The following is a 25,948-nucleotide window of genomic DNA, read 5'->3' as shown; positions in this document are numbered from 1 at the left end:
GGTCCGCATTCATTCGGGGTCAACGACCGCACTGGCGTTCGGTAACGCCTCGGTCTCGTTCAGTGCTCAATTGGGGCTGGTATCGGCCGGCCTAGTTGTGATAGCGGCTTCTTCCGCATCGGGATCGTGGGAGTCGTCGTCTAGGCTCAAGTGGCAATCAGCGATCATCGATATCGATCTGCGACAGACTGAGGAGTACGAGTGGCGAGCGGCAGCCGGCGGTTGTTCACCAGCGAGTCGGTGACCGAGGGTCACCCGGACAAGATGTGCGATGCGATCAGCGACTCGGTTCTGGACGCCTTGCTCGCGGCCGACCCGCGCAGTCGGGTCGCGGTCGAGACGATGGTCACCACGGGGCAGGTGCACGTCGCGGGCGAGGTGACCACCAGCGCTTACGTGGACATCCCGACGCTGGTCCGGGAGCGCATCCTGGAGATCGGCTACGACTCCTCGGCCAAGGGGTTCGACGGCAACTCCTGCGGCGTCAACATCGCGATCGGCGCGCAGTCGGCCGACATCGCCCAGGGTGTGGACACCGGCTACGAGACCCGGCTCGAGGCGGGTGACCTCGACGACCTGATCGCCCGCCAGGGCGCCGGTGACCAGGGCCTGATGTTCGGGTACGCCTGCACCGACACCCCCGAGCTGATGCCGCTGCCGATCGCGCTCGCCCACCGGCTTTCGCAGCGGCTGAGCCGCGTCCGCAAGGACGGCGTGCTGCCGTACCTGCGTCCCGACGGCAAGACCCAGGTCACCATCGAATATGCCGGTGACCAGCCGGTCCGCCTCGACACCGTGGTCGTCTCGACCCAGCACGCCGACGGCATCGACCTGGACAAGATGCTCGGCGTCGACGTCCGCGAGCACGTGGTCCTGCCCGAGCTCGACGGCATCGACATCGACACCTCGAACGTGCGGCTGCTGGTCAACCCGACCGGCCGCTTCGTCATCGGCGGTCCGATGGGCGACGCCGGCCTGACCGGTCGCAAGATCATCGTCGACACCTACGGCGGCATGGCTCGTCACGGTGGCGGCGCGTTCTCCGGCAAGGACCCGTCCAAGGTCGACCGCTCCGGCGCGTACGCGATGCGCTGGGTCGCGAAGAATGTCGTCGCGGCCGGGCTCGCGACGCGTGTCGAGGTCCAGGTCGCGTACGCGATCGGCAAGGCGTCCCCGGTCGGGCTGTTCGTCGAGACGTTCGGCACCGAGACGGTCGACCCGTCGAAGATCCAGCAGGCCATCTCCGAGATCTTCGACCTGCGGCCCGCCGCGATCATCCGCGACCTCGACCTGCTTCGCCCGATCTACGCGCCCACCTCCGCCTACGGCCACTTCGGACGCCCGGAGCTCGACCTCCCCTGGGAGAGCGTCGCCCGCGCGGAGTCTCTCCGATCTGCCGCCGGCTCCTAGGACTCGTGAGTGTTTAGGCCGGTTAGAACCGGCCTAAACACTCACGAGCTTTGGCCTTGGACGCCGCGGTGTCGGGGGTGTCTGGTAGAGATCACGGGGTGAGCAGCTCGGAGCCGACACCCCTGTGGGACATCGTGGTGCCCCCGCGCGCCCAGACCGAGCCCGAGCCGAAAGCGGCACCCGCCAAGGCCACAGCGTCGAAGGCGAAGCGCGCGAAGTCGGCGGCGGCGGAGCGGCGCGGTGCGCAGCTGCCCGCGCCGGAGAACCCGGTCGCCAAGATCGTCGTGGACATCCCATTGACGCATCTCGACCGCACCTTCGACTACCAGATCCCCGAGAAGCTCCATGAAGCCGCCGTGCCCGGCTGCCGCGTCCGGGTCCGGTTCGCCGGCCAGCTCGTCGACGGCTTCCTGCTGGAACGCACCGACACCACCGAGTACGAGCGCAAGCTCGCGTTCATCGAGCGGGTGACGTCGAGTGAGCCCGTGCTCCCGGCGCCGCTGCACGCCCTGTGCCGGTCCGTCGCCGATCGTTACGGCGGCACACTGACCGACGTCCTTCGGCTCGCGATCCCGCCGCGGCACGCCAAAGTCGAGGCCGAACCCGCCGCGCTGCCGAGTGCGCAGCCCCTCCGACCGGACGTCACGTCGTGGTCGCGCTATCAGGCCGGTCCGGCGTTCATCGAGACGCTGGGTGCGGGACGCCCCGCGCACGCCGTTTGGCAGGCGCTGCCGGGCGAGGACTGGCCGGCCAGGCTGGCCGAAGCCGCGGCCGTGGTGGCCTCGGCGGGCCGGGGCGTGGTCATCGTCGTCCCGGACCACCGGGATCTGGCCCGCATGCACGCCGCCTGCCTGGAGCTGATGGGCGAGGAGGCGGTCACCTCGTTGATCGCCGGGCTCGGGCCCGCCGAGCGGTACCGCCGCTGGCTCGCCGTGCTCCGCGGCTCGGTCCGGGTCGTGCTCGGCACCAGGGCAGCGATGTTCGCCCCGGTCGCCGATCCTGGCCTGTTCGTCGTCTGGGACGACGGCGACGACCTGCATCTCGACCCGCATGCGCCGTACCCCCACGTGCGGGACGTTCTGATGGACCGCGCGCACACCGCGAAGGCGTCGCTCGTGGTCGCCGGATTCGCCCGGACGGCCGAGGCGCAGTTCCTGGTCGAGTCGGGATGGGCGCAGACGGTCGTCGGCGAGCGGGCGGAGCTGCGCGCGTCGGCGCCGCGGGTCACCCCGGTCGGTGAGGACTTCGACGTCGCTCGTGATGAGGCCGCGAAGGCGGCGCGGTTGCCGTCGGTGGCCTTCGAAGCCGCGCGTCAGGCGCTGGCCAACGGCGCTCCTGTGCTCGTCCAGGTACCTCGCCGTGGGTACGTACCCGGCCTGGCCTGCGGAAACTGCCGCACGCCTGCCCACTGCCGCCGCTGTGCGGGTCCGCTGGCGTTGCCGGGGGGTTCCGAGGACGGCGTGGCCCGGCCGCCGAGCTGTCGCTGGTGCGGCGTTCCCGACACAGGTTTCCGGTGCGCGGCGTGCGGTTCGCCGCGGCTTCGCGCGGTCATCGTCGGCGCGAAGCGCACGGCGGAGGAGCTCGGCCGGGCGTTCTCCGGCGTGCCGGTACGCACTTCCGGCGCCACCGAAGTCCTGGCGTCCGTCCCCGGCAAACCGGCGCTGGTCGTCTGCACACCCGGCGCCGAGCCGGTCGCCGAGGGCGGTTACGGCGCGGCCCTGCTGCTCGACGGCTGGGCCTTGCTCGGCCGGCCGGACCTGCGGGCGGGGGAGGAGACCGTGCGCCGCTGGATGGCGGCCGCCGCGCTGGTACGGCCGTCGACGTCGGGCGGGCGCGTGGTCGTGGGCGCCGAGGCAGGGCTCAGCGCGGTGCAGGCGCTGGTCCGCTGGGACCCGGTGTGGCACGCCGGGCTGGAGCTCGCCGAACGCCGTGAGCTGGGGTTTCCGCCGGTGATGCGGATGGCCAGCATCGAGGGCTCGCCGGCAGCCGTCGCCGCGGTACTCGACGACCTCGCGCTCCCCGCGTCGGGCGAGATACTCGGCCCGGTTCCGCTCGGCGAGGTCGACGAGGACGGCCGCTCGGAACGCGAACGGGCGCTGGTCCGCGTCGCCAGGACAGACGGCAAAGCCCTCGCGGCCGCCATCCACGCCGCGAGTGCCCGCCGCGACGCCCGCAAAGAACCCGAGCCGATCCGCGTCCAGCTCGACCCGCTCGAACTCATCTGACGCAGTGTGTGCACTTCCTGCGCGTCCGCGGGCAGTTCGTGCTCGCTTGTGTGCGGTCAGCGTTTTTGTCTATTGATGCGACCAGCTGCAGATCCTGCTCGGCAGGCTGGACCGCGGCCTGTCGCTCGAGAACGCGATCGCCGCGCCGCGGGCGTCGCAGCGCAACGGCGCCACCACCGACGTCGAGCAGCAGTTCCTCGCCCAGCCCGCGGCGGCCGCCTTGCGGGCGAAGGGGCAGGTCTTCTCCAGCACCCCGGCCGACATCGGGGCCGCGACCGGCGTCGAACACCTTCCTGACGGGCGCTGGCTGGCGGCGGCAGAACCGGTCCGCAGGGGTGGCGGCTCGGCCGACGTCGTCCTCCCGTGGAGCTGGCCTTGGGACAAGTGAGCGGCTGGTAGCAGGCGGGCAGAGCGGGCACATCTAGACTCGGTGGCGATGTTCGCCCAGTCTGAGATACCCGCCCTGCCCGCCACACCGTCCAGCGAGGTGCGCTGATGCGACTCGTCTTCGCCGGGACCCCCGAACCGGCGGTGCCCGCGCTGCGTGCCCTGCTCGAGTCCGGCCGCCACGAGGTCGTCGCCGTGGTGACCCGGCCCGACGCCCAGGCCGGCCGCGGCCGCCACGTCGTCCGGTCCCCGGTCGGCGCGCTTGCCGACGAGCACGGCATCGAGGTGCTCACCCCGGTCAAGGCCGGTGACCCGGAGTTCCTCGCGCGGCTCGCCGAGCTCGAGCCGGACGTCTGCCCGGTCGTCGCCTACGGCGCGTTGCTGCCGCAGTCCGCATTGGACGTCCCCGCACGCGGCTGGGTCAACCTGCACTTCTCCCTGCTGCCCGCCTGGCGCGGGGCGGCGCCGGTGCAGGCGGCCGTCCGCGCGGGTGACGAGATCACCGGCGCGGCGACCTTCCAGATCGTCAAGGCGCTCGACGCCGGGCCGGTGTTCGGCTTGGTCACCGAGAAGATCGGCCCGTCGGACACCTCCGGCGAGCTGCTCGGCAGGCTCGCCGTGTCCGGGGCGCAGCTGCTGCTGTCGACAATGGACGGTATCTCCGATGGCACGCTGCGTGCGGTGCCGCAGCCGGAGGACGGCGTGAGCTACGCGCCGAAAATCACCGTCGAGGACGCGAGGGTCTCGTTCGAGGCCCCGGCGCACTCGGTGGATCGCCTGGTCCGCGCGGTGACGCCGGAACCCGGCGCCTGGGCCGAGTTCCGCGGTGAGCGGATCAAACTCGGTCCGGTGACCCCGCTGGACGAACCCGGACCGGCTCCCGGCGAACTCGTCATCGAGCGCCGCCGGGTACTCGCCGGCACGGCGACGAAGCCGGTGCAGCTCACGGATGTGCAGGCGCAGGGCAAGAAACGGATGGCGGCCACCGACTGGGCGCGCGGAACACGGATCGAACAAGGAGAGCGCCTGCAGTGAGCGAAGACAGGGTACGGCGGCCGTCACGGCCGGATCGGGGCCACCCGGCCCAGCGCAGGGACGCCCCGGCGCGGCCGCTGCCCCCGCCCGACCCGGCTCGCCGCGTCGCGTTGGACGTGCTGCGCGCGGTCCGTTCTCGCGACGCCTACGCCAACCTGATCCTGCCGGACCTGCTGCGCGAGCGCCGGATCACCGGGCGGGACGCGGCACTGGCCACGGAACTGGCGTACGGGACGTCACGCGCGGCGGGGTTGCTCGACGCGATCATCGCCGCCTGCCTCGACCGTCCGCTGTCCAAAGTGGACCCCACTGTGCTCGACTGCCTGCGCCTGGGCGCGTACCAGTTGATGCGCACCAGGATTCCACCGCACGCGGCCGTGACGTCCACTGTGGACTTCGTGCGCGAGGACGCCGGTTCGCACGTCACCGGGTTCGCCAACGCGGTGATGCGGACGATCGCGGAGAAGGACGAGGCGGCCTGGCTCGACCAGCTCGCGCCGGACCCGGAGAAGGACCCGATCGGCAACTTCGCGCTGCGCACTGCCCACCCGCGCTGGATCGCGCGCTCGTTCGCCGAGGCGTTGGGGGACAAGGGTGAGGAGCTCAAGGCCGCGCTCGAAGCCGACGACACCCGCCCCGAGGTGCACCTGATCGCGCGTCCGGGCGAGATCACCGCGGACGAGCTCGCGGCGATGACCGGCGGCGAGGTCTCGCCGTATTCCCCTTACGGCGTGCGGCTTCCGCCGGGCACGGGCGACCTCGCCGACGCCGAGCCGATCAAGCAGAAGCTCGCCGCGGTCCAGGACGAGGGCAGCCAGCTGTGCGCCATCGCCGCGACCAAGGTCCCGCTTGCGGGCACTGACGAGCGCTGGCTGGACCTGTGTGCCGGGCCCGGTGGCAAGGCCGCGCTGCTCGGTTCGCTCGCCGGGATCGTCGGCGCGCACGTCGACGCCGTCGAGAAGGCGCCGCACCGCGCGAGGCTCGTCGAGCACGCCGTCGGAGGACTGCCCGTCACCGTGCACGTCGCCGACGGCCGCGAGTCCGGGCTGAACCCCGGGTACGACCGCATCCTGGTGGACGCGCCGTGCAGCGGTCTCGGCGCGCTGCGCAGGCGGCCGGAAGCACGCTGGCGACGTCAGCCGTCCGACGTCGCCGACCTGACGAAGCTGCAGGGTCAGCTGCTCACGGCCGCGTTGGAGCTCGTGCGTCCCGGCGGCGTGGTCGTTTACGTCGTCTGCTCGCCGCACCTCGCGGAGACCGAGGGCGTTCTCGGTGAGACGGCGCGGCGCGCGAAGGCCGAAGTTCTCGATGCGCGGCCGTTCTTCGAGGGGGTTCCGATGCTCGGTGACGGTCCGTACGTGCAGCTCTGGCCGCATCGCCACGGCACCGACGCGATGTTCTGCGCGGTGTTGCGCCGGCCCGAAGCCGGCTGATGACGCGGGTGCTCGGCCTGGTGGCCAGCTCGTGCGGCGGCCTGGACACCAGGTTCGTCGCCGAACTGGCCGCCCCGGCTGTAGAGCGGGGCTGGCGGCTCGCCGTCACCCTGACCCCGACAGCGGCTCGCTGGCTTGAGTCGACCGGCGAGCTGGCCCGGCTGGCGGCACTGACCGATCTCGACGTCCGCAGCGTTTCGCGGCTGCCGGGACAGCCTCGGCCGCATCCGGACCCCGACGTCTTCCTGTTCGCGCCGGCGTCGGCGAACTCCGTGGCCAAGCTCGCGCTGGGCATTGCGGACAACCAGGCGTTGACGCTGCTCGGCGACGTCCTTGGCGCGCCGCACGTCACCATCGTCGTCGGGTACCAGCTCCAGGACGCCCGGCTGAACCATCCCGCGTGGAAGGGCCACCTCGAGACGCTCGCTTCGGCAGACGTCGCGACCCACCGCCTCCACTACAACCGCCCCTGGACCGACATCCTCACCCTCCTCCCCGCCCCCTAACCCCACCCCCACCTCGCAACTCGCCGTCGAGTTGCGGTAGCTAGGGACCGCAAGTACCGCAACTCGACGGCGAGTTGCTGTTGTTGCACACGCGGTCTACCGGCGTTCGCAACGAGGGCACCTTTGTGCAAAAGTGCCCGCCCCGGGGGTGTGGGGAAGGGTCGGGACGGGTTCGTACACTCGGTAACCGTGGCCCACCGACCTTTGATCGCCCCGAGCATCCTGTCCGCCGACTTCGCCCGCCTGGGCGAGGAGATCCGCGCCGTCGCCGGCAGCGGCGAAAACCGCGCCGACTGGGTGCACGTCGACGTCATGGACGGCCATTTCGTCCCGAACCTGACGCTGGGCCTGCCAGTCGTGCAGTCGCTGATCAAGTCCACCGACGTGCCGATCGACTGCCACCTGATGATCGACGACCCGGACCGCTGGGCCATCGGATACGCCGAGGCGGGCGCCTACAACGTCACCGTGCACGTCGAAGCCGCCGCGGACCCGGTCAAGCTCGCGAAGGACCTGCGGGCGGCGGGCGCGAAGGCCGGTCTGTCGGTCAAGCCGAACACCCGGCTGGAAGACCACCTCGACGTGCTCAAGCACTACGACACGCTGCTGGTGATGTCGGTCGAACCCGGATTCGGCGGGCAGTCCTTCATCGCCGACGTACTCGACAAGGTGCGCACGGCCCGTCGCCTGGTCGACACCGGCCACCTCAAGCTGATCGTCGAGATCGACGGTGGCATCAACGCCGACACGATCGAACAGGCCGCCGAGGCGGGCGTCGACTGCTTCGTCGCCGGTTCGGCCGTCTACGGCGCGAGCGACCCCGGCAAGGCCATCGCCTCCTTGCGCGCCGCGGCCGAGCGGGCCGGCGGTCGCTGAGCCGTCCCAGCTGGTGGGCACATCGCGGGACCGGCGAAATCGCCGGGGTCGCGCGGGTGTTGGATGGGGTGATCCGGTCCTTCGGTGGAGTGTCGGCCGTCACCGCGACGCCTCGCCGGGCCGCGGAAGGTTCACCATGGACTCCGGACGGCGCGTCCACACCCCGCCCGGTCGCGTCACGAAACACAGGAGGCACAGGGCAGTGTTCACCGGCATAGTCGAGGAGCTTGGCGAAGTCACCGCGGTCGAGCAGGTGCCGAACGCGGCGAGACTGACCCTGCATGGCCCCGTGGTCACCGCCGACGCCGGCCACGGCGACTCGATCGCGGTGAGCGGTGTCTGCCTGACCGTCGTCGACGTCGCCGGCAGCGAGTTCACCGTGGACGTCGTTCACGAGACCCTGCAGCGCTCCAGCCTCGCGAAGGTCAACGTCGGCGACCGCGTGAACCTCGAGCGCGCCACCCCGGCCGGCGGCCGGCTCGGCGGGCACATCATGCAGGGCCACGTCGACGGCACCGGCGTCTATCTCTCGCGTGACGACCAGGGCCTGACCAGGTTCGCGCTGCCGCCCGCGGTGTCCAGGTACGTGGTCGAGAAGGGCTCGATCGCGATCGACGGCATCTCGCTGACGGTCGCCGCGATCGACGGCGACGAGATGTCCGTCGCGCTGATCCCGACCACGCTCGAGCTGACGACGCTGGGTCGCAACGAGCCCGGTGACCTGGTGAACCTCGAGGTCGACGTGATCGCCAAGTACGTCGAGAAGCTGGCTTTGCCGCACTTTGCGAATACGGGGGAGAATGGCGTGAGCGGTACTAAGGAGCAGGTGTGAGCGAGTCGAAGACAGCACAGGCGGGCCCGGCCGAGGGCGATGCCGGGGTCGCGTGGACGCCGTGCGGGACGGGAGTTTCGCTGGACTCCGACGCCATCGAGAAGGCGATCGCCGACATCGCGGCCGGACGCCCGGTCGTCGTGGTCGACGACGAGGACCGCGAGAACGAAGGCGACCTGATCTTCGCCGCGGAGAAGGCCACGCCAGAGCTGCTGGCGTTCATGGTCCGCTACACCTCGGGCTATGTGTGCGTGTCGCTGACCGACGCCGACTGCGCGCGGCTCGACCTGCCGCCGATGTACCACACGAACCAGGACGTGCGCGGCACCGCGTACACGGTCACCGTCGACGCGGCCGAGGGCATCGCCACCGGTATCTCCGCGGCCGATCGCTGCCACACCATCAAGGTGCTCGCCGACCCCGATTCGAAGCCGAACGACCTGCGCCGCCCCGGGCACGTCGTGCCGCTGCGCGCCAAGGAAGGCGGTGTCCTGCGCCGCCCCGGCCACACCGAGGCCGCCGTGGACCTCGCGCGTCTGGCCGGGCTGCACCCGGCGGGTGTCCTGTGCGAGATCGTGTCCCAAAAGGACGAAGGCGACATGGCCCGGCGCGACGAGCTCGAGGTCTTCGCCGCCGACCACGACATGCAGATCATCACCATCGCCGACCTGATCGCGTACCGCCGCCGCAACGAGAAGCAGGTGGAACGGGTCGCCGAGGCGCGGATCCCCCTCGCCGCCGGCACCTTCCGCGCGGTCGGGTACGACAGCCTGATCGATGGTATCGAGCACATCGCGTTCGTCTACGGCGACATCGGCGACGGCGAGGACATCCTGGTTCGGGTGCACTCGGAGTGCCTGACCGGCGACGTGTTCGGTTCGCTGCGCTGCGACTGCGGCCCGCAGCTGGAGGCGGCGCTGTCCGCCGTTGCCACCGAGGGACGCGGTGTCGTGCTCTACATCCGAGGCCACGAGGGCCGCGGGATCGGCCTGCTGCACAAGCTGCAGGCGTACCAGCTGCAGGACACCGGCGCCGACACCGTCGACGCCAACCTCGCGCTGGGCATGCCCGCCGACGCGCGTGACTACGGCACCGGCGCGCAGATCCTGTGCGACCTGGGCGTCCGATCGATGCGCCTGCTGACCAACAACCCGGCCAAGCGCGTCGGGCTGGAGGGTTACGGGCTGCGGGTCACCGGCCGGGTCTCGCTGCCGATCTCGCCCAACCCGGAGAACCTCCGTTACCTGCGGACCAAGCGGGACAGGATGGGGCACGACTTGTCGGAGCTGGAGCACTACGACCAGGTCGGCGCCGAGACTGAAGGTGCACCGACCGGCGGAGGCGAGCTGTGAGTGGTGAAGGACAGCCCGACGTCGAGCTCGACCTGAGCGACTGCGGCAACATCCGGCTGGCGATCGTAGCCACCCGGTGGCACCCGAAGATCACCGACAACCTCGTCGCGCGGGCGCTGGTCGCGGCCCACGAGGCGAAGCTCGAAGAAGAACCCACCGTCGTGCGCGTGGCCGGCGCGATCGAGCTGCCGGTCGTCGTGCAGGCCCTGGCCCATAACCATGACGCCGTCGTGGCGCTCGGAGTGGTCATCCGCGGTGGGACTCCGCACTTCGAGTACGTCTGCGACGCCGTCACCGCCGGGCTGACGCGGATCGCGCTCGACGAGTCGACGCCGATCGGCAACGGCGTGCTCACCTGCGACACCGAGCAGCAGGCACTGGACAGGGCCGGGTTCCCCGGCTCTCCCGAGGACAAGGGTCACGAGGCGACGGTGGCCGCGCTGGACACCGCACACGTGCTGCGGAGCCTTCGGCAGCCGTGGACCGAACGGGGATTTGTGTGAGCACGATGGTCGAGGCAACGCTGGAAATCCGCCCGCGGCGGGTGATGTGGATGGCGAGCATCCTGGCGGTGATCCTGCTTGCCGTATTCGTCGTCGTCGCGACGTTGCTGCGCAGTTCCAACACCGGCGCGATCTTCGAGCCCTCGGACCAGGCCGCGATGGTCGGCATCGGGATCGCCCTGGCCGCGGCGACAATGCTGTTCGCGATGCCGCGGGTCCGGGCCGACGCCGAGGGTATCGAGGTGCGCAACGTGCTGCTGGCGCGCCGGTTCGCCTGGCACGACGTGCTGTCGATCAGCTTCCCGGACGGCGCGTCGTGGGCCCGGCTGGAACTGCCCGAGGACGAGTACTACTCCGTGATGGCTGTGCAGGCCGTCGACCGCGAACGCGCCGTCGTCGCCGTGCGCGCCCTGCGCCGTCTGCACAAGCAGGCCTGGGAAGGCGCGTAGCCGTACTGGCTAAGCCTTGAGATCGACGACGACCGGGGCGTGGTCCGAACCGCCCTTTCCCTTGCGCTCTTCCCTGTCGACGTAGGAATCCTCGACCTCGGCAGCGAACTTTTCGTTGGCGTAGACCAGATCGATGCGCATGCCGTTGTTCTTCGGGAACGCCAGCTGCCGGTAGTCCCAGTAGGTGTACGGGTGGTCGTACTTCAGCGGCCGCGGGACGACGTCGGTCAGGCCCGCGTCGCGCAGCACGGCCAGCGCCTTGCGCTCCGCGTCGGTGACGTGGGTCGACTCGGCGAACAGGCTGATGTCCCAGACATCGGCGTCGGTCGGCGCGATGTTGAAGTCGCCGAGTACGGCGAACGGCGTGCCGGGCACGGATTCCGCGACGACCGTGGTGTTCAGCGCTTCGAGCCACCGCAGCTTGTACTCGTAGTGCGGGTGGCTCGGTTCGCGGCCGTTCGGGACGTACACCGACCAGATCCGGACGCCGCCGCAGGTCGCGCCGATTGCCCGCGGCTCGGCGGCGTCCTCGTAGCGCGGCTCGTCGACCAGCCCGCGCTTTACGTCGTCCAGTCCCACCTTCGACAGGATCGCGACCCCGTTCCACCGGCCTGTGCCGTACGCGGCGACCTCGTAACCGAGCGCCTCGACCTCGGCGTTCGGGAACGCCTCGGTGGTGCTTTTCAGTTCCTGCAGGCACAGTACGTCCGGCCGCGCCGATTCGAGCCAGGCCACGAGCCGCGGCAGCCGGGCGCCGACAGAGTTCACATTCCAGGTCGCGATGCGCATACCGCGAGGATCGCACACACCCCCGACAGTCTTGTGTGAGCCGTCCGTGACCAGGACTCGTGAGTGTTGCGGCCGCCTAGAACGGCCGGAACGCTCACGAGTCCTCAGCTGTCAGACCCCGGCGGTGGTCTTGATCCAGGAGCGGCTGGACGCGACGCTTCCGTAGTTGTTCGTGCCGCGGGTGTTGGTGCCGCTCTGGTTCTGCACGGTCGACGCGACGCCGACCTGCTTGCCGCCGGACAGTTCGGGACCACCCGAGTCGCCCTTCCACGCCGAGCCGTTGACGCCGACGCTCTGGATCGCGCGGCCGCCGTCATTGTCCGTCGACCGGCCGGTCACCTGGACGTTCGCCACCTTCAGCTGGGTCGCGGGCGGTCCGGTCGGGGTGGTGCGGCCCCAGCCGTAGAGCTGGTTGGTGGTGCCCGAGGCCGGGTCGCCGGTGCCGAGGGTGACCGGCGCCGTGCCGGCGTCCGCGGTGAGGTGCAGCAGCGCGATGTCGCCGTTCGGGGAGACCTTCTCCTGGTCGACGTCGATCTGCGTGCCGCCGCCGAGCGCGTTGCTGCCGACCTTGACGTGCATGCCGCTGCCGTCCTGGTCGAGGCAGTGGTGCGCGGTCATCACCCACCGCGACGCGATGACGGTGCCGGAGCAGTTGAACCCGTCGAAGGCGCGTCCCGGGGTGTTGACGTAGACCTGTGCGCCCCAGCTGACCGCGGGCGCGGTCCCGCCGCCGACGATGGCGGGCTGGGCGACGGCGGCTGCGCCGGAGCTGAAGGTCAGCGCCAGCGCGGCGACGCTGAGGCTCGCTGCGGTGCCGACAGTGCGGAGACGACTCACTTGCGTGTCCTTTCGGGCAGTATTGGACAACCGGGTGGGGTTGGGGAGAGATCCCACCGGGAAAACCGGCTTGGGACGGAAAGTAATCAGCGGGTCACCCGGCAGGAACCCACGAAGGTCGGGTTTGTCGGAAAGCAGTACTTCCGGCGGGTGGGAGCCATACCCGCGGTGTGCCCGGGCCGCGAAAGTGCGGGCGCGGCGGGTCGACAGACCGGGGGCACGCAGGACTGTCGGTGCCGAGCCATAGTCTTGACGGCGTGGCAGACCCGTCCACCTACCGTCCTTCGCCGGGGAGCATCCCGGACGCGCCCGGCGTGTACAAGTTTCGTGATGCCACGAAACGGGTCATCTACGTCGGCAAGGCCAAGAGCCTGCGGAGCAGGCTGAGTTCCTACTTCGCCGATCTGGCCGGGCTGCACCCGCGTACCCGGCAGATGGTGACCTCCGCCGCGAGCGTCGAGTGGACCGTCGTCGGCACCGAGGTCGAAGCCCTCCAGCTGGAGTACAACTGGATCAAGGAGTTCGACCCGCGCTTCAACGTGCGCTATCGGGACGACAAGACGTACCCGGTCCTCGCGGTCACCATGAACGAGGAGTTTCCGCGGCTCTACGTCTACCGTGGGCCGCGCCGGAAGGGCGTGCGGTACTTCGGGCCGTACGCGCACGCGTGGGCGATCCGCGAGACCCTCGACCTGCTGCTGCGGGTCTTCCCGGCGCGCACCTGCTCGGCCGGGGTCTTCAAGCGGCACGGCCAGATCGGGCGCCCTTGTCTGCTCGGGTACATCGAGAAGTGCTCCGCGCCGTGCGTCGGCAAGGTGTCCGCGGACGAGCACCGCGCGATCGTCGAAGACTTCTGCGACTTCCTCGCCGGCCGCACCGACGGGATGGTGCGGCGGCTGGAAAAGGAGATGGCCGCAGCCTCCGACGAGCTGGAGTTCGAGAAGGCGGCGCGCCTGCGTGACGATCTTGGGGCGCTGCGCCGCGCGATGGAGAAGCAGGCCGTCGTGCTCGGCGACGGGACCGACGCGGACGTCGTCGCCTTCGCACACGACGAACTCGAAGCGGCCGTGCAAGTTTTCCACGTACGTGGCGGAAGGGTTCGCGGGCAGCGCGGCTGGGTCATCGACAAGGCTGAGGAGATGGGCATCCCGGAGCTCGTCGACCACTACCTCACCCAGTTCTACGGGGAAGAAGTCGAGTTCGCCGGCGAAGACGAGCCCGCGTCTCCGGTCCCACGTGAGGTGCTCGTCCCCGAGCTCCCCGCGGATGCGGACGCCGTCACCGAGTGGCTGTCCGGGCTGCGCGGCTCGCGGGTCCAGCTGCGGGTCCCGCAGCGCGGCGACAAGCGCGCGCTGGCCGAAACCGTGCAGCGCAACGCCTCCGAGGCGTTCGCCCAGCACAAGCTCCGCCGCGCGGGCGACCTCACCGCGCGTTCGGCCGCGCTGGCCGAGCTGCAGGAGCACCTCGCGCTCGAAACCGCCCCGCTGCGCATCGAATGCGTGGACATCAGCCATATCGCGGGCAGTGACGTGGTGGCTTCGCTGGTGGTGTTCGAAGACGGCGTGGCACGTAAGAGCGAATACCGCCGGTTCGCGCTCCGCGAGGCCGCCGAAGAGGGCGACGTCGCCTCGATCGCGGAGGTCGTCCGGCGCCGTTTTTCCCGCTACCTCAAGGAAACGGCGAACGACGAGCCGGACAACCCGAATCCCGGCATCGACCCGGAAACGGGACGGCCGCGCAAGTTCGCGTACCCGCCGAACCTCCTGGTCGTCGACGGCGCGGGCCCGCAGGCCACCGCCGCCGCGGACGTCCTCGCGGAGCTCGGCATCACCGACGTCGCGGTGGTCGGCCTGGCCAAGCGCCTCGAAGAGGTGTGGCTACCGGCCGACCCCGATCCGGTGATTCTGCCGCGCACGTCCGACGCGCTGTATCTTCTGCAACGGGTGCGTGACGAGGCACACCGCTTCGCCATCCGCTACCACCGGGAGAAGCGCGGCAAGCGGATGCAGGCGTCTGCTTTGGACGGTGTGCCCGGACTGGGGCAGACTCGCCGCACCGCGCTGATCAAGCACTTCGGCTCGGTGAAGAAGCTCAAACAAGCCAGTGTGGACGAGATCGCGGCGGTGCCGGGCGTGGGCAGGCGTACCGCGGAGGCCGTCCACACGACCTTGGCCGGTCCGCAAAGCACTACGGGAGAAGGGGAGTCAGACTCGTGACGGGCGAAGCCAACGCAGCGACCGAGACCGACGGAGAACGCACCACCGGCATGGAGGTGGCCGTGGTCAGCGGCCTGTCCGGGGCCGGGCGGAGCACCGCGGCGAAATGCCTCGAGGACCTCGGCTGGTTCGTCGTGGACAACCTGCCGCCGGAGCTGATCGCGACGATGGTCGAGCTCGGCGCGCAGGCGCGGGGCGCGATCACCAAGGTCGCCGTGGTGATGGACGTCCGTTCGCGGGCGTTCACCGAGGACCTTTCCTCGGTGATCAAGGACCTCGATGCCAGCGGTTACAAGCCGAGGGTGCTGTTCCTCGAAGCCACCGACGCGGTGCTGGTCCGCCGCTTCGAGGCGGTCCGGCGCGGTCACCCCATGCAGGGTGATGGCAGGCTCGCCGACGGCATCACCGCGGAGCGGGCGCTCCTTTCGCCGCTGCGCGAAGAGGCAGACCTGGTGCTCGACACCTCGGCGCTGTCCGTGCACGATCTGCGCGCCAAGATCGAGGACGCGTTCGGCTCCGAGTCCAGTACCCAGACCAGGGTCACCGTGCTCTCGTTCGGGTACAAGTACGGCCTGCCGATGGACGCGGACCTGGTGATGGACGTCCGGTTCCTGCCGAACCCGTTCTGGATCCCCGAACTGCGCGAGCACACCGGCCTCGACGGCGACGTGCGCAACTACGTGCTGACGCAGGAAGGCGCGGACGAGTTCCTCGACCGCTATCACCAGCTGCTGCGGCTGATCGGCGCCGGCTACAAGCGCGAGGGCAAGCGCTACCTGACCCTCGCCGTCGGCTGCACTGGCGGTAAGCACCGCAGTGTGGCCATTTCCGAGGAGCTCGCGCAGCGTCTGTCCACCGAGGACGGCATGGCCGTGAAGGTGGTGCACCGCGATCTTGGCCGGGAGTGAAGTACGCGCCGTCGCACTGGGTGGCGGCCACGGACTGCATGCGACGCTCACCGCGTTGCGTCGCATCACCACCGAGGTCACCGCGGTGGTCACGGTCGCCGACGACGGCGGTTCGTCGGGGCGGTTGCGTCGTGAACTGGACGTGCTGCCGCCGGGAGACCTGCGGCAGGCCTTCGCCGCGCTCGCGGCCGAGGACGGCGGCACGTTGTGGGCGGAGGTGTTCCAGCACCGCTTCGGCGGTGACGGTGCACTGGCCGGCCACGCCGTGGGGAACCTGCTGTTGGCTGGGCTGTTCGAGGTGCTCGGGGATCCGGTCGCCGCGCTCGACGAGGTCAGCAGGCTGATCGGGGTCTCGGGCCGGGTGCTGCCGATGTCCCCCGAACCGCTCGAGATCGAAGCCGAGGTGTCCGGGCTCGACAGTGATGACGAAACCGCGACGCGCCGGATCCGCGGGCAGGTCGCCGTCGCGTCCACCCCGGGTCAGGTACAGCGCATCACGCTGCACAGCGCGCGTCAGCCGGGGGAGCCGCCGAAGGCGTGTCGGGAGGCCGTGGAGGCGGTTCTCGGTGCCGACGTCGTGTTCCTCGGGCCCGGTTCGTGGTTCACCAGCGTCCTCCCGCACCTGCTGGTGCCCGAACTGCATGACGCGCTCGTGCAGACCAAGGCCACCAAAGTGGTGATTCTCAACCTGATCCCCCAACCGGGGGAGACAGCGGGCTTCTCACCCGAACAGCATCTCGACGTACTCTTTCAGCACGCCCCGCTGCTGCGTGTGGACGCGGTGATCGCGGATCTGGAGTCGGTGCCCGCGCCGGCGCGGCTGCGGCGTGCCGCGGCCGGACTCGGTGGGCGCGCGCATTTGGCGGTAGTGGCTGACCCGGTCGTGGCGGGCAGGCATGATCCGGATGCGCTGGCGAGCTGTATGAGGGAGGCTCTCGGTCTTACCGGGGGCGGAAACAGTATGGAGGGGCAGCAATGGCGATGACCGCCTCGGTGAAGGACGAGCTGAGTCGCTTGGAGATCACCAAGATCGGGCCGCGGCGCGCGGAGGTGTCGTCGATGCTCCGGTTCGCCGGTGGCCTGCACATCGTGGGCGGCCGGGTCGTGGTGGAGGCCGAGCTGGATACCGGCTCGGTCGCGCGACGGCTGCGCAAGGAGATCCATGAGCTGTACGGGCACCATTCCGACGTGCACGTGCTCTCGTCCAGCGGACTGCGCAAGGGGACGCGGTACGTGGTCAGGGTCGTCAAGGATGGCGAAGGGCTCGCCCGGCAGACCGGGCTGATCGACCAGCGCGGCCGTCCGGTGCGGGGGCTGCCGGCCGCGGTCGTGTCGGGCGGGGTCGCCGACGCCGAGGCCGCCTGGCGCGGCGCGTTCCTGGCCCACGGTTCCCTGACCGAGCCGGGCCGTTCGTCCTCGCTCGAGGTCACCTGCCCCGGGCCGGAGGCCGCGCTCGCGCTGGTCGGGGCGGCCAGGCGGATGGGTATCCAGGCGAAGTCGCGCGAGGTGCGCGGCGCGGACAGGGTCGTGGTGCGTGATGGTGACGCCATCGGCGTGATGCTCACCAGGCTGGGTGCGCACGCGAGCGTCCTGCAGTGGGAAGAGCGGCGGATGCGGCGCGAGGTGCGCGCCACGGCGAACCGCCTGGCGAACTTCGACGACGCGAACCTGCGGCGTTCGGCACGCGCGGCAGTCGCTGCCGCGGCGCGGGTCCAGCGCGCGATGGAGATCCTCAGCGACACCGCCCCCGACCACCTGCTCGCGGCCGGCAAGCTGCGGCTGTCGAACAGGCAGGCGTCGCTGGAGGAGCTGGGCCAGCTGTCCGACCCGCCGATGACCAAGGACGCCGTCGCCGGCCGTATCCGACGTCTGCTGGCGATGGCCGACAAGCGCGCGAAGGACCAGAACATCCCGGACACGGAGTCGGCCGTCACCCCCGACATGCTCGACGACGAGGACGACGCCTAGGTGGATGAGGGCCGGACGTTGGTGACAGTGGTCGAACGCGGTCAGTGAGCGTTTGCTGGTCACGCCGGTTTCCCAGTTGCGCCAGGCAATGCGGGAACGCGGGCTAGCGTTTCATGGGGGTGTAGGTCAGGTGGGTCACCCGGGATGATGCGTCCGCGCGGGCCTGGTCCAGCGCGAGGCGGTCGGTGTCCACGCGGTCGAACAGGCGGATGCCGGTGCCGAACAGCACGGGCGCGAGGGTAACCGAGAACTCGTCGACCAGGCCGGTGTCCAGGTACTCCTGGATCGTCTCGGCGCCGCCGGCGATGCGCACGTCGCGGTCGCCGGCGGCCTCGCGGGCTTGGAGCAGCGCGCTCTCGATGCCGTCGTTGACGAAATGGAAGGTAGTACCGCCCAGCCGCACCCACGGGTCACGTTTGGTGTGCGTGACGACGAACACCGGGGTGTGGAACGGGGCCTCCTCCGGCCATGCCAGCTCGCCGGCGTCGAACATGCGCTTGCCCATGATGCTCGCGCCGGTGCGCTCGTACGTCGCCCGTGCGATGTCGTTGTCGAGTCCTTCCTCGCCGCCCTCTCCGAGCTTGAGGTTCTCCCGGAACCAGCGCTGCGGGAACAGCCACGCTTGCAGCTCCGACCACTTCGTCATCCAGCGCTGGACCTTCGGGTCGTTCTGACCCCCGGGCGAGAAGACGTCCTCGACGGGCACGGCTTCCGGCGCCATGAAGCCGTCCAGTGACATCGTCACGCTGAAGAACACTTTGCCGGCCATCAGCTTTCCGCTCCCTTCCGGGTGATCTCGTTGGTGAGTTCGGCGACGTAGGCCGCCAGGTTGCCCAGGGTCTGCTCGCCGCCCTCGATCGCGTGGTACTTCTCCACGGCCTCGTCGCGCAGTTCCTTGGTGGGGAATACCGTGCCCATCACGATCCGGGTCCGCTCCCCGGCCGGCTCGAAGGTCAGGACCGACTCGAAGGCGTTCGGGTCGTTGCGGAACTCGCCGTGCAGTAGCGCGATCCGCTCCGGCGGGACGATTTCCCGCCAGGTGATCCACTCTGGGTAGTCGGTCCAGTCCGGCCCGTGCATCATGAAGTCCCACTCCCCTCCGACGCGGAACTCGAACGCCCGCGTGGTGGTGGTGAAGCCCTCGGGCCCCCACCACCGCGACAGGTGCCGGACTTCGGTGAATGCCTCGAACACCAGCGCCCGTGGCGCGCCGATCACCCGGGAGATCACGATCTCCCGGTCCGCGGTCGCGTGTGCAAGCTCGCCGCCGCTACTGGTCATCGCCATCGTGTGGTCCCTCCTGCCTTGCCTGCTTGAGATCCTGCACGTACTCGTCCAGCCGGTCGAAACTCTCGCTCCAGAACCGCTCGAAGCCGCCCACCCACTCGTGGACCGGCCGCAGCCCGTGGGCGTCCAGGTCGTACAGCCGCTGCTTACCCGCCCCGCGGACTCGCACGAGCCCGACCTCCCGGAGGACCCGCAGGTGCTTGGACGCCTGAGGCTGGGTCATTCCCAGGTCCCGCGCCAGGTCGGTCACCGGCCGCTCGCCGCCCCGCAGCAGCACCAGGATCTCCCGACGCTGCGGTTCGGCGATCGCGTTGAACGCGTCCGAGGTCGTCGCCGCTCGTGCCATGCCGCCATCATATGCCTATATCGGAATGCGTCAACTCGACCGGCCTGTCACCCGCGACATGCCTCGCAACACCTAGGACTCGCCGAAGACGGTCAGGGTGGCTGGTTCGCCGGCGAGGGCGGCTTCGGCGAGGAGGAGCGCGCCGGCTGTCCACGTGGTGCGCTCTTCCGGCCAGAGGACGTCGTTGGCGAACTGGTAACCCGTCCAGTAGGAGCCATCTTCGTGCCGAAGGTGCTGGATGTCGGCGAGCAGTGCCGCCGCCCGGTCCCGGTCGCCGCGGGCGGCCAGCGTCAGCGCCAGTTCGGCCGTCTCACCGCCGGTGACCCACGGCTGGTCGCGCACACAGCGGACGCCGAGGCCTGGTACGACAAACCGGTCCCACTGCGAGTCGAGGGTGTCGACTCCGGGCACGACCGAGCACAGGACGGGGTAGTACCAGTCCATCGCGTGCGGTTTCGGGGTGAACAGGCGCGGTTGCTCGACAATGGCTTCACGTAACCGGTCCGCGGCTGTGTCCCAGGCCGGACGCGGGTGTCCGAGGCGCGTCGCCATGGCGCTCGCGCGGCGCAGCGCGTGGTGGATGCTGCAGCATCCGGAGAGCAGCGCCTCCGGTCGCGGCGGACGCCACGGGATCTCCCCGCTGGCAGTCTGCTGGCCCAGCACGAACTCGATGGCCCGCTCCACGGTCGGCCAGAGCCGTCGCAGGAACACGTCGTCGTCACGGATGAGCGCGTGATGGGTGACACCGACGGCCACGTACGCGCTGAAGTTGGTGTCCTTCGAGCGATTCACGACTTCGCCGTCACGGTATTCGGCGAACCACGAGCCGTCGGGATTCTGTTTCGAGGCAAGCCATTCGTAGGCCGCTTCGGCCTCGGCGTGGTACCCGGCGACATCGAGGCCCATAGCGGCTTCGGTGTGGTTCCACGGATCCAGCGAGCTGCCCGCCTCCCACGGGATCCCGCCGTCGGAGCGTTGTGCGGCTGCGATCGAGGCAGCCGTGCCGTTCATTCCGGCTTGCGCGCGTAGACGACCAAACTCTTGCCCAGCAACGGGTTCAGTGCCTGCTCGGCGAGCCGGACGGAACTTTGCCCGTGCATCATCTCCCAGACCAGCAGGTCGTGGTAGCGCCGGATCACCGCGTGGTCGTCGGTGAGGCCCGCGCACTTCAGCCACCAGAACGGCGCGTGCAGCGCATGCGCGTGATGGGTCACGAGGACGTCGAGCCCGGCAGCGCGGATGCGGCCGAGAAGCTGCCCGCGCCGGTAGATCCGGACATGACCGCCTTCGACCTCGTGATACTCACTGGAAAGCGCCCAGCAGACACGCTCGGGCCACCACCGCGGCACGGTGACGGCGAGCAGTCCACCCGGCGCCAGCACCCGTGCCGCTTCGGCCAGCGCGCCCTTGTCGTCGTCGAGGTGTTCGAGTACTTCGGCCGCGATGACGCGGTTGAAGCTGTTGTCCGGAAAGGGAAGTGCGAAAGCATCGCTTCGCAGCGCGAGTGCGCGGGCGTCGGAGGGTGCCTCCCCGGCTTCGGCAATTCCGACGAACATGTCGCGCACGTGCTTCAAGGCGATGTCGTCGAGATCGGTGGCGACGACATCGGCGCCACGTTTGTACGCCGCAAAGGCATGTCGCCCGTCGCCGCAGCCCAAGTCCAGCACGCGGTTTCCCTTGCCGACCGGGAAACGTTCGAAGTCGATGGTCAGCACGCCAGCGCTCCTTCGGTCTGTCCCAGCAGGCGTCGATAGTGGTTGGCGGTCTCCTCCGCGGTCCGCCGCCAGCTCAGCGCCGCCGCGCGGACAAGCCCGGCGGCAGACAGCCGGGCGCGCAACTCCGCGTCGTTCAGCAGCCGGGTAAGTGCGTCCGCGAGCGCGTCGGGATCGCCGGGCGGGACGATCAGCGCGGCGTCCCCGACGACCTCGGGCAGCGCGCCGCCCGAGGTCACCACGAGCGGTGTTCCGCACGCCATCGCCTCGGCCGCCGGCAGCGAAAAACCTTCGAACAGTGAAGGCACACAGGCGATTTCCGCGCTCGCGACCAGCTCGGCGAGCTCGTTGTCGCCAAGACCGCTGACAAAACGCACGGACGCACCGAGCCCGGTGACGAGCTGAGACGTGAGGCTGTCGGGTTTCGGCTTACCGACGACGACAAGCTCGGCGCCATCGAGCTTCGGCAGCGCGGTCAGCAGGTGTGCCAGGCCTTTCAACGGCTCGTCGGCGCTGGCCGTGGTGACGAGCCTGCCCGGCACCCGTGCGATCTCCGGCCGCGGCCGGAAGACCCGGGTGTCCGCGCTGATCGGCACGACGTCGATCCCCGCCGAGTCGACGCCCATCCGCTCGGCGATCGACCTCCGCGATGCCTCCGAGACCGACAGGATCGCGGGCAGTCTCCGCGCGACCCGGTGCTGCATGCGCAGAAACCTGTGCCAGCGAAGGACTCCGCGCCGCTCGTCGCCGGAAGTGACGGCCAGCTTCAGCTCCAGGTCGATCGCGATCGGGTGGTGCACGGTGGTCAGCACCGGCAGTCCGAGCGTGAGCATCCCGTAGCCGAGGCCCTGGTTGTCGTGGACGAGGTCGAAGTCACCACGACGCCGTCGCAGCGCCCAGGCCGCCCGCAAAGAGAACGCGAGCGCTTCCGAGAAGCCGCCGGTGCGCATCCCGGCGAACTCCACCCAATCCGGCAGCGTTCGCAGCTCGCGCAGAGCCGGGGTGCGGAAGGGATTCGGTTCGGAGAACAGGTCGAGCCCGGGCAGCTTCGTCAGCCGGACCCCGGCGTCGAGTTCGGGATACGGTTGACCGGAGAAGACCTCGACGTCATGGCCGAGTGCCACCAGCTCGCGACTCAGATGCCGAACGTAAACCCCCTGCCCGCCGGAGTGCGGGTTACCGCGGTAGGTCAGCAACGCGATCCTCACCGCTCACCCCGCGGAACCCCAGAACTCGAGCTGCTCGCGAATCTTGGCGACGTGATCATGCCGTTCGCCGAGTACGTCGATGGACTGTTCGAGTTGGACAGTCCACTCGGCCAGTGCTTCGCCGACTTGCCCGTCCTTGGCGACCAGGATCGTGCCCAGGAACCGGAGTTCGAGCAGGTCAGGGTGGCGGTCATTCAGTCGCCCCCGCGTTCGAACGAGGATTCGCCGGTAGATCTCCAAAAGTTCGGGGGGGGGGTGCGCAACTCCGTGAGCACTCCAGAAAACGATGTTGTGCTGGATGTGTCCGACGATTTCGTCGTCTTCGCCGAGCGCCCGTTCGGCATCCGGGAGCAGTTCCCAGGACAGGCGAAGCGATTCGTCGCCGTCGCCGCACTTGCCGGTGGCGACCGCGAACAGATGCCGTGCGTGGATCGTCTCCCGATCGTCGGCGCCCAGCGCACGCCTGGTTTCGGGGATCAAAGCCCCGAAAGCCACCCTGGCCTCTTCGAACCGTTTGAGGTCCATGAGTTGATACGCGACGTTGTTGCGGATGCTGAGCAGTTCCGGATCTTCCGCGGCCAACACGGTTTCTGCGATCGGCAACAGTGCCTCGAACTGCGCGAGCGCTCCCGCGGCGTCCCCGGACTTGCCGGTCCACGTCGCCTCCCTGGCCCGACAGAGGATGGTCAGCGGCTCCCCGTCACCCAGCTCGAGGGCAACTCTGCTTGACCACTGTTTCCAGCGCTCGCGGTTTTCCACTGGCACGTCCGAATGTCGGTCGTCGAGACTGCGCAGCGCGTCTTCGTGACGGCCGGCCAGCCAGAGGTATTCGGCGTGGTTCGTCCGGGCGTAGTGGTGTTCCGGGGTGTCCCGGTCTTTTTCGCTCACCGGAGCCACTTCCTCGATCGTGTCAGCGAGAATGCCGGGCAGCCCGGGGGCGTCCAGGTAGCCGTACCAGGCAGTGGTCAGTTGGACGAGTTCGGCGTCTGTCCCCGGCTGTATGCGCATGACGTCGTCCCCGAGTTGCGCCAGGACATCGCGGACTTTCGACGGCCTGTCCGGCCCGTCGAGCCGACGACTCGCCGCGACGAGGATGTTCAGCGGAAGAGGGCCCGAGCCGTACGCGAAGTTCAACAGTTCGTTCACCGCCCCTAGCGGCGCAGCCGGAACCGGGACCTCCTCGTCGTCCAGGTCGTAGTCACCGGGACTGGGCGGTGCACCCTGCTGGGGAGATGGCGGCGGTGAGCCCGTGTACTGGCCAGGTGAAACGGTCCGGAATTCTTCGTAGTCCAGCCAATCGCTGAGCGACTCCGGAGGATAGTCAGGCCACACTGCAGGTTCCGGTGCTGCCGGGAGAGCGGACAGGTACACCGTCTCGGCCGCCTTGAGTCCCGAGGTGCCGCCGATCTGGTCGACGAACACCGTCCGCACCCCGCGCAGTGCCCGGTCCCCCGTGAGGGTGCGCAGCGATCCGAACAATCGGTCGCGGTCCTCGGGAATGACGCCCGCCAGCAGGAAAGCCAGGCGGATCGGGGCGGTACGGGCGGCGGTCATGGTCCGCAGCGGGCCGAGCACCGCGCGTTCGAAGGCATCTTGACTTTGGACGTCGGCGGTTTCGAGGTAGAGGAGCTCTGCCGGGCCGAATTCCTTCACGCTCCGGCGCAGCTGCCGGGCGAGCTCCGTCGCGACCTGCTCCAGGGTCTGCCCCGCCTTCACGAACAGGACCGCGTGCAGGAACTTCGGCGGTATGTCCTCGGCTGCGACCGCCGGCCGGGCGAGCGCGGCGATCAGCGCGTCACTGCCATAACCGGTGACTTCGACGCACCGGGCACCGGAAAGCAGCAGTCCGATGATGCGCTCGAGTTCCGGCGGTGCGACGTAACCTGCGGTCAGCCGCTCGATCTCGGTGGCCGCCGGGTTCCCGCGCAACGGCTGCCAGGCGTCGGACGCGTTCATCGCGAGCCAGAGGCCCTGGTCGCCCTTTTCGACCGTGCGGACACCGTCGAAGGCGAGGTGCACCGCGGTCTGGTTCGGACACAGACCGCTGACCACGCGTTTGAGGTCCGGGCAGCGGACACGCTCGCCGAGCTCCGGACTACCTGCACGCAGGGTCTTGGCCAGCGAGCGGCTGAAGCAGCCATCGGCCGCTGTCCGGTCGTCCGACGCCGTGAGCACCTCGAAGCGCTTGCCTGCCTCGCCGACGATCTTGATCCACCGGGTCGCCGCTTGCTGGGCGGCCATGCCGGCGTGGCAGGTGTCGAGCAGGATCACCAGGCCGTCGAGCAGCGAATACCGGCCGAGCAGCTCCTTGATCCGCTGGGCGAGCAGGAACGAATTCCGGCTGTTCACCGGGTCGGTGCTGTCCTTGGTGAGGAAGTAGAAGTCTTCTTCGGCGTAGTCGCCGTGCCCGACCAGCGCGATGAACAGCGTCGCCTCGTCCTCGGACGCGCGTTCGAAGGCCTCGGTGACGGCGTCGTCCAGCTGGACCATCGTCGGGTCGACGAGCAGGTGCCGTCCGTCGGCCAACGCCGGGACACAGCCGCCGACGCCTTCGTCGAGCAGCGCGTCGGCGACGTCTTTCGCGGCTTCGGGTAAGAACGAAAGCAGGTTCAGCGATTCACACTGTGACGCGATGACCAAAACCCGGCGCTCTCCCACTCGATCACGATACTGTGCGCTGTGGCTCGTATCGTCCTGGTGCACGGCATTGCGCAGGAGCAGAAGTCCGCCGACACCCTGGAGGCGGAGTGGCTGCCCAGCTTGGCCGGCGGCGTCCGCACGGCCGGGTTTTCCGAGCTCGCGGACCAGCTGTGGCGCGGTGCGCTGCCCGGGTCGGCGGAGACGCGCATGGCCTTCTACGGAGACGTCTTCACCCGTCCTGACCAGCAAGGATCTGCCGACGAGCTCGACGACGCGGAGTGGGTCGTAGCCGAGGCGCTCGCCGAGGAATGGCTGGCCAGGGTGGCCGAGTCCGCGACCAGGGAGTCTGACCAGGCTCAGGCTCAACGCGAGCTGGAGAACCTGCGTGGACAGGCAGGGGAGACCCAGGGAGTCCGCGCGGCGCTGCGGCCGGTGCTCAACGCGCTGGTGCGAGTGCGCCCGTTCGCGCGGTTCGGGGCGGCTTTCGCCGAGCGGCTCGTGGTCAAGGCGCTCCGGCAGGTGACGCTGTACCTGACCGACGACGTCATCCGTGAACGCGTGCAGGACCGCGTCGCCACGCTCGTCGGTCCGGAGACCGAGATCATCATCGGCCACTCGCTCGGCTCGGTGGTGGCTTTCGAGGCGGCACATCGGCTGAACAGGCCGCTGCCGTTGCTGATCACCGTCGGCTCGCCGCTGGGCCTGCGCAACGTCGTCTACGACCGGGTCCGCCCGCAGCCACCAGAGGTCCCGCCCCGCGTCCGACGCTGGGTGAACGTCGCCGACCGTGACGACCTGGTGGCCGCCCGGCCCGATCTCACCGCTCTTTTCCCCGGTGCCGACGGAGTGTTGGAGAGCGGTTACACCGTGGACAACGGTGCGAAACCGCACGAAGCGACGTTTTACCTGGCCAAACGTGAAATCGGTAACCCGATAGCAGCGGTGTTGGGCGCGTGACACGCGCGGTTAACAAGACCGCGTTCTGGCGCCGTTTTCGTAACGCAGCGGTTTCACGCACACGCGCTGAAT

24 protein-coding genes and 1 pseudogene are annotated in these 25,948 nt (G+C 69.6%); 16 read left to right on the top strand and 9 right to left on the bottom strand.

The features are described 5' to 3' along the window. The first annotated feature begins 201 nt into the window (after positions 1 to 201). The 11 genes and pseudogenes from metK (at position 202) to JWQ81_RS44010 (ending at position 11,008) form a co-directional block, all read left to right on the top strand. A complete protein-coding gene (metK, locus tag JWQ81_RS44060; RefSeq protein ID WP_297551593.1) occupies positions 202 to 1,410 on the top strand; it encodes a methionine adenosyltransferase in 1,209 nt (402 codons plus the stop codon). A 98-nt stretch (positions 1,411 to 1,508) separates the two neighbouring features. After that, entirely contained in the window at positions 1,509 to 3,635 is a 2,127-nt protein-coding gene (locus JWQ81_RS44055) for a primosomal protein N' (protein WP_297551592.1), read from the top strand. Between the two features lie 85 nt (positions 3,636 to 3,720). Beyond that, positions 3,721 to 4,023: pseudogene (locus JWQ81_RS44050) on the top strand (gamma-glutamyltransferase); the annotation flags it as partial. Positions 4,024 to 4,130: 107 nt separating this feature from the next. After that, complete coding sequence (gene fmt / locus JWQ81_RS44045) at positions 4,131 to 5,057, top strand: methionyl-tRNA formyltransferase (RefSeq protein ID WP_297551591.1); 927 nt, start codon at positions 4,131 to 4,133, stop codon at positions 5,055 to 5,057. Beyond that, complete coding sequence (locus tag JWQ81_RS44040; RefSeq protein ID WP_297551590.1) at positions 5,054 to 6,490, top strand: RsmB/NOP family class I SAM-dependent RNA methyltransferase; 1,437 nt, start codon at positions 5,054 to 5,056, stop codon at positions 6,488 to 6,490. Before fmt ends, JWQ81_RS44040 begins: the two co-directional genes overlap by 4 nt. Further along, the gene (locus JWQ81_RS44035) at positions 6,490 to 6,996 is read left to right on the top strand and encodes a flavoprotein (RefSeq protein WP_297551589.1); all 507 of its coding nucleotides are present in this window, start codon (positions 6,490 to 6,492) and stop codon (positions 6,994 to 6,996) included. The genes JWQ81_RS44040 and JWQ81_RS44035 overlap by 1 nt, the downstream gene beginning before the upstream one ends. A gap of 204 nt (positions 6,997 to 7,200) precedes the next feature. Then, entirely contained in the window at positions 7,201 to 7,872 is a 672-nt protein-coding gene (gene rpe, locus JWQ81_RS44030; RefSeq protein ID WP_297551601.1) for a ribulose-phosphate 3-epimerase, read from the top strand. Positions 7,873 to 8,074: 202 nt separating this feature from the next. Further along, positions 8,075 to 8,704 carry a riboflavin synthase gene (locus JWQ81_RS44025; RefSeq protein WP_297551588.1) on the top strand — a complete coding sequence of 210 codons (630 nt, stop codon included), beginning with the start codon at positions 8,075 to 8,077 and terminating at the stop codon, positions 8,702 to 8,704. A gap of 80 nt (positions 8,705 to 8,784) precedes the next feature. Further along, on the top strand, positions 8,785 to 10,056 hold the full coding sequence (locus JWQ81_RS44020; RefSeq protein ID WP_297551600.1) for a bifunctional 3,4-dihydroxy-2-butanone-4-phosphate synthase/GTP cyclohydrolase II: 1,272 nt from the start codon (positions 8,785 to 8,787) through the stop codon (positions 10,054 to 10,056). Further along, complete coding sequence (ribH, locus tag JWQ81_RS44015) at positions 10,053 to 10,559, top strand: 6,7-dimethyl-8-ribityllumazine synthase (RefSeq protein WP_297551587.1); 507 nt, start codon at positions 10,053 to 10,055, stop codon at positions 10,557 to 10,559. Before JWQ81_RS44020 ends, ribH begins: the two co-directional genes overlap by 4 nt. Before the next feature lie 5 nt (positions 10,560 to 10,564). Next, positions 10,565 to 11,008, top strand: coding sequence for a PH domain-containing protein (locus JWQ81_RS44010; RefSeq protein ID WP_297551599.1), 444 nt, complete (start codon positions 10,565 to 10,567; stop codon positions 11,006 to 11,008). Positions 11,009 to 11,017: 9 nt separating this feature from the next. On the opposite strand, the gene JWQ81_RS44005 is transcribed toward JWQ81_RS44010, so the two are convergent. Further along, on the bottom strand, positions 11,018 to 11,797 hold the full coding sequence (locus tag JWQ81_RS44005; RefSeq protein WP_297551586.1) for an exodeoxyribonuclease III: 780 nt from the start codon (positions 11,795 to 11,797) through the stop codon (positions 11,018 to 11,020). Positions 11,798 to 11,908: 111 nt separating this feature from the next. Next, positions 11,909 to 12,634 (bottom strand): trypsin-like serine protease, encoded by a 726-nt coding sequence (locus JWQ81_RS44000; RefSeq protein WP_297551585.1) that lies wholly within the window; start codon positions 12,632 to 12,634, stop codon positions 11,909 to 11,911. Between the two features lie 257 nt (positions 12,635 to 12,891). On the opposite strand from JWQ81_RS44000, the gene uvrC reads away from it, so the two are divergent. Genes uvrC through whiA form a run of 4 tightly spaced genes read left to right on the top strand, consistent with a single transcriptional unit; the run spans position 12,892 to position 17,726 of the window. Then, positions 12,892 to 14,850, top strand: coding sequence for an excinuclease ABC subunit UvrC (uvrC, locus tag JWQ81_RS43995; protein ID WP_297551584.1), 1,959 nt, complete (start codon positions 12,892 to 12,894; stop codon positions 14,848 to 14,850). A gap of 50 nt (positions 14,851 to 14,900) precedes the next feature. Beyond that, complete coding sequence (gene rapZ / locus JWQ81_RS43990) at positions 14,901 to 15,758, top strand: RNase adapter RapZ (RefSeq protein WP_297551598.1); 858 nt, start codon at positions 14,901 to 14,903, stop codon at positions 15,756 to 15,758. Next, positions 15,745 to 16,743 carry a uridine diphosphate-N-acetylglucosamine-binding protein YvcK gene (gene yvcK, locus JWQ81_RS43985; RefSeq protein ID WP_297551583.1) on the top strand — a complete coding sequence of 333 codons (999 nt, stop codon included), beginning with the start codon at positions 15,745 to 15,747 and terminating at the stop codon, positions 16,741 to 16,743. Before rapZ ends, yvcK begins: the two co-directional genes overlap by 14 nt. Beyond that, a complete protein-coding gene (gene whiA / locus JWQ81_RS43980; RefSeq protein ID WP_297551582.1) occupies positions 16,734 to 17,726 on the top strand; it encodes a DNA-binding protein WhiA in 993 nt (330 codons plus the stop codon). Before yvcK ends, whiA begins: the two co-directional genes overlap by 10 nt. Positions 17,727 to 17,829: 103 nt before the next feature. On the opposite strand, the gene JWQ81_RS43975 is transcribed toward whiA, so the two are convergent. The 7 genes from JWQ81_RS43975 to JWQ81_RS43945 form a co-directional block, all read right to left on the bottom strand. Next, the gene (locus tag JWQ81_RS43975) at positions 17,830 to 18,495 is read right to left on the bottom strand and encodes a dihydrofolate reductase family protein (protein WP_297551581.1); all 666 of its coding nucleotides are present in this window, start codon (positions 18,493 to 18,495) and stop codon (positions 17,830 to 17,832) included. Then, entirely contained in the window at positions 18,495 to 19,013 is a 519-nt protein-coding gene (locus JWQ81_RS43970; protein WP_297551580.1) for an SRPBCC family protein, read from the bottom strand. The genes JWQ81_RS43975 and JWQ81_RS43970 overlap by 1 nt, the downstream gene beginning before the upstream one ends. Then, a complete protein-coding gene (locus JWQ81_RS43965) occupies positions 18,997 to 19,359 on the bottom strand; it encodes a metalloregulator ArsR/SmtB family transcription factor (RefSeq protein ID WP_297551579.1) in 363 nt (120 codons plus the stop codon). Before JWQ81_RS43965 ends, JWQ81_RS43970 begins: the two co-directional genes overlap by 17 nt. A gap of 72 nt (positions 19,360 to 19,431) precedes the next feature. Next, positions 19,432 to 20,370: a prenyltransferase/squalene oxidase repeat-containing protein gene (locus tag JWQ81_RS43960; RefSeq protein ID WP_297551578.1), complete on the bottom strand. Its 939-nt coding sequence runs from the start codon at positions 20,368 to 20,370 to the stop codon at positions 19,432 to 19,434. After that, positions 20,367 to 21,074 carry a class I SAM-dependent methyltransferase gene (locus JWQ81_RS43955; RefSeq protein ID WP_297551577.1) on the bottom strand — a complete coding sequence of 236 codons (708 nt, stop codon included), beginning with the start codon at positions 21,072 to 21,074 and terminating at the stop codon, positions 20,367 to 20,369. The genes JWQ81_RS43960 and JWQ81_RS43955 overlap by 4 nt, the downstream gene beginning before the upstream one ends. Beyond that, complete coding sequence (locus JWQ81_RS43950) at positions 21,068 to 22,279, bottom strand: glycosyltransferase family 4 protein (protein WP_297551576.1); 1,212 nt, start codon at positions 22,277 to 22,279, stop codon at positions 21,068 to 21,070. Before JWQ81_RS43950 ends, JWQ81_RS43955 begins: the two co-directional genes overlap by 7 nt. A 3-nt stretch (positions 22,280 to 22,282) precedes the next feature. Further along, positions 22,283 to 24,937, bottom strand: a complete 2,655-nt coding sequence (locus JWQ81_RS43945) for a phosphopeptide-binding protein (protein WP_297551575.1) — start codon at positions 24,935 to 24,937, stop codon at positions 22,283 to 22,285. Between the two features lie 21 nt (positions 24,938 to 24,958). Between JWQ81_RS43945 and JWQ81_RS43940 the strand changes: the two genes are divergently transcribed. After that, positions 24,959 to 25,876 (top strand): hypothetical protein, encoded by a 918-nt coding sequence (locus tag JWQ81_RS43940; protein WP_297551574.1) that lies wholly within the window; start codon positions 24,959 to 24,961, stop codon positions 25,874 to 25,876. Positions 25,877 to 25,948: the final 72 nt, after the last annotated feature.

It is taken from the genome of Amycolatopsis sp. (assembly GCF_025464955.1).
Taxonomy (GTDB): domain Bacteria; phylum Actinomycetota; class Actinomycetes; order Mycobacteriales; family Pseudonocardiaceae; genus Amycolatopsis.
The sequence above is the reverse complement of the archived record's forward strand: the minus strand, read 5'-3'. Positions and strand labels throughout refer to the sequence as shown.

Bases quoted from the DNA above. Each gene is read 5' to 3' on its own strand.
- JWQ81_RS43970 (WP_297551580.1), bottom strand. From the start codon at position 19,013: ATGGCGATGACCAGTAGCGGCGGCGAGCTTGCACACGCGACCGCGGAC.
- JWQ81_RS43975 (WP_297551581.1), bottom strand. From the start codon at position 18,495: ATGGCCGGCAAAGTGTTCTTCAGCGTGACGATGTCACTGGACGGCTTC.
- JWQ81_RS43965 (WP_297551579.1), bottom strand. From the start codon at position 19,359: ATGGCACGAGCGGCGACGACCTCGGACGCGTTCAACGCGATCGCCGAA.
- JWQ81_RS43960 (WP_297551578.1), bottom strand. From the start codon at position 20,370: ATGAACGGCACGGCTGCCTCGATCGCAGCCGCACAACGCTCCGACGGC.
- JWQ81_RS44010 (WP_297551599.1), top strand. From the start codon at position 10,565: ATGGTCGAGGCAACGCTGGAAATCCGCCCGCGGCGGGTGATGTGGATG.
- rapZ (WP_297551598.1), top strand. From the start codon at position 14,901: ATGGAGGTGGCCGTGGTCAGCGGCCTGTCCGGGGCCGGGCGGAGCACC.
- JWQ81_RS44005 (WP_297551586.1), bottom strand. From the start codon at position 11,797: ATGCGCATCGCGACCTGGAATGTGAACTCTGTCGGCGCCCGGCTGCCG.
- JWQ81_RS44035 (WP_297551589.1), top strand. From the start codon at position 6,490: ATGACGCGGGTGCTCGGCCTGGTGGCCAGCTCGTGCGGCGGCCTGGAC.
- whiA (WP_297551582.1), top strand. From the start codon at position 16,734: ATGGCGATGACCGCCTCGGTGAAGGACGAGCTGAGTCGCTTGGAGATC.
- fmt (WP_297551591.1), top strand. From the start codon at position 4,131: ATGCGACTCGTCTTCGCCGGGACCCCCGAACCGGCGGTGCCCGCGCTG.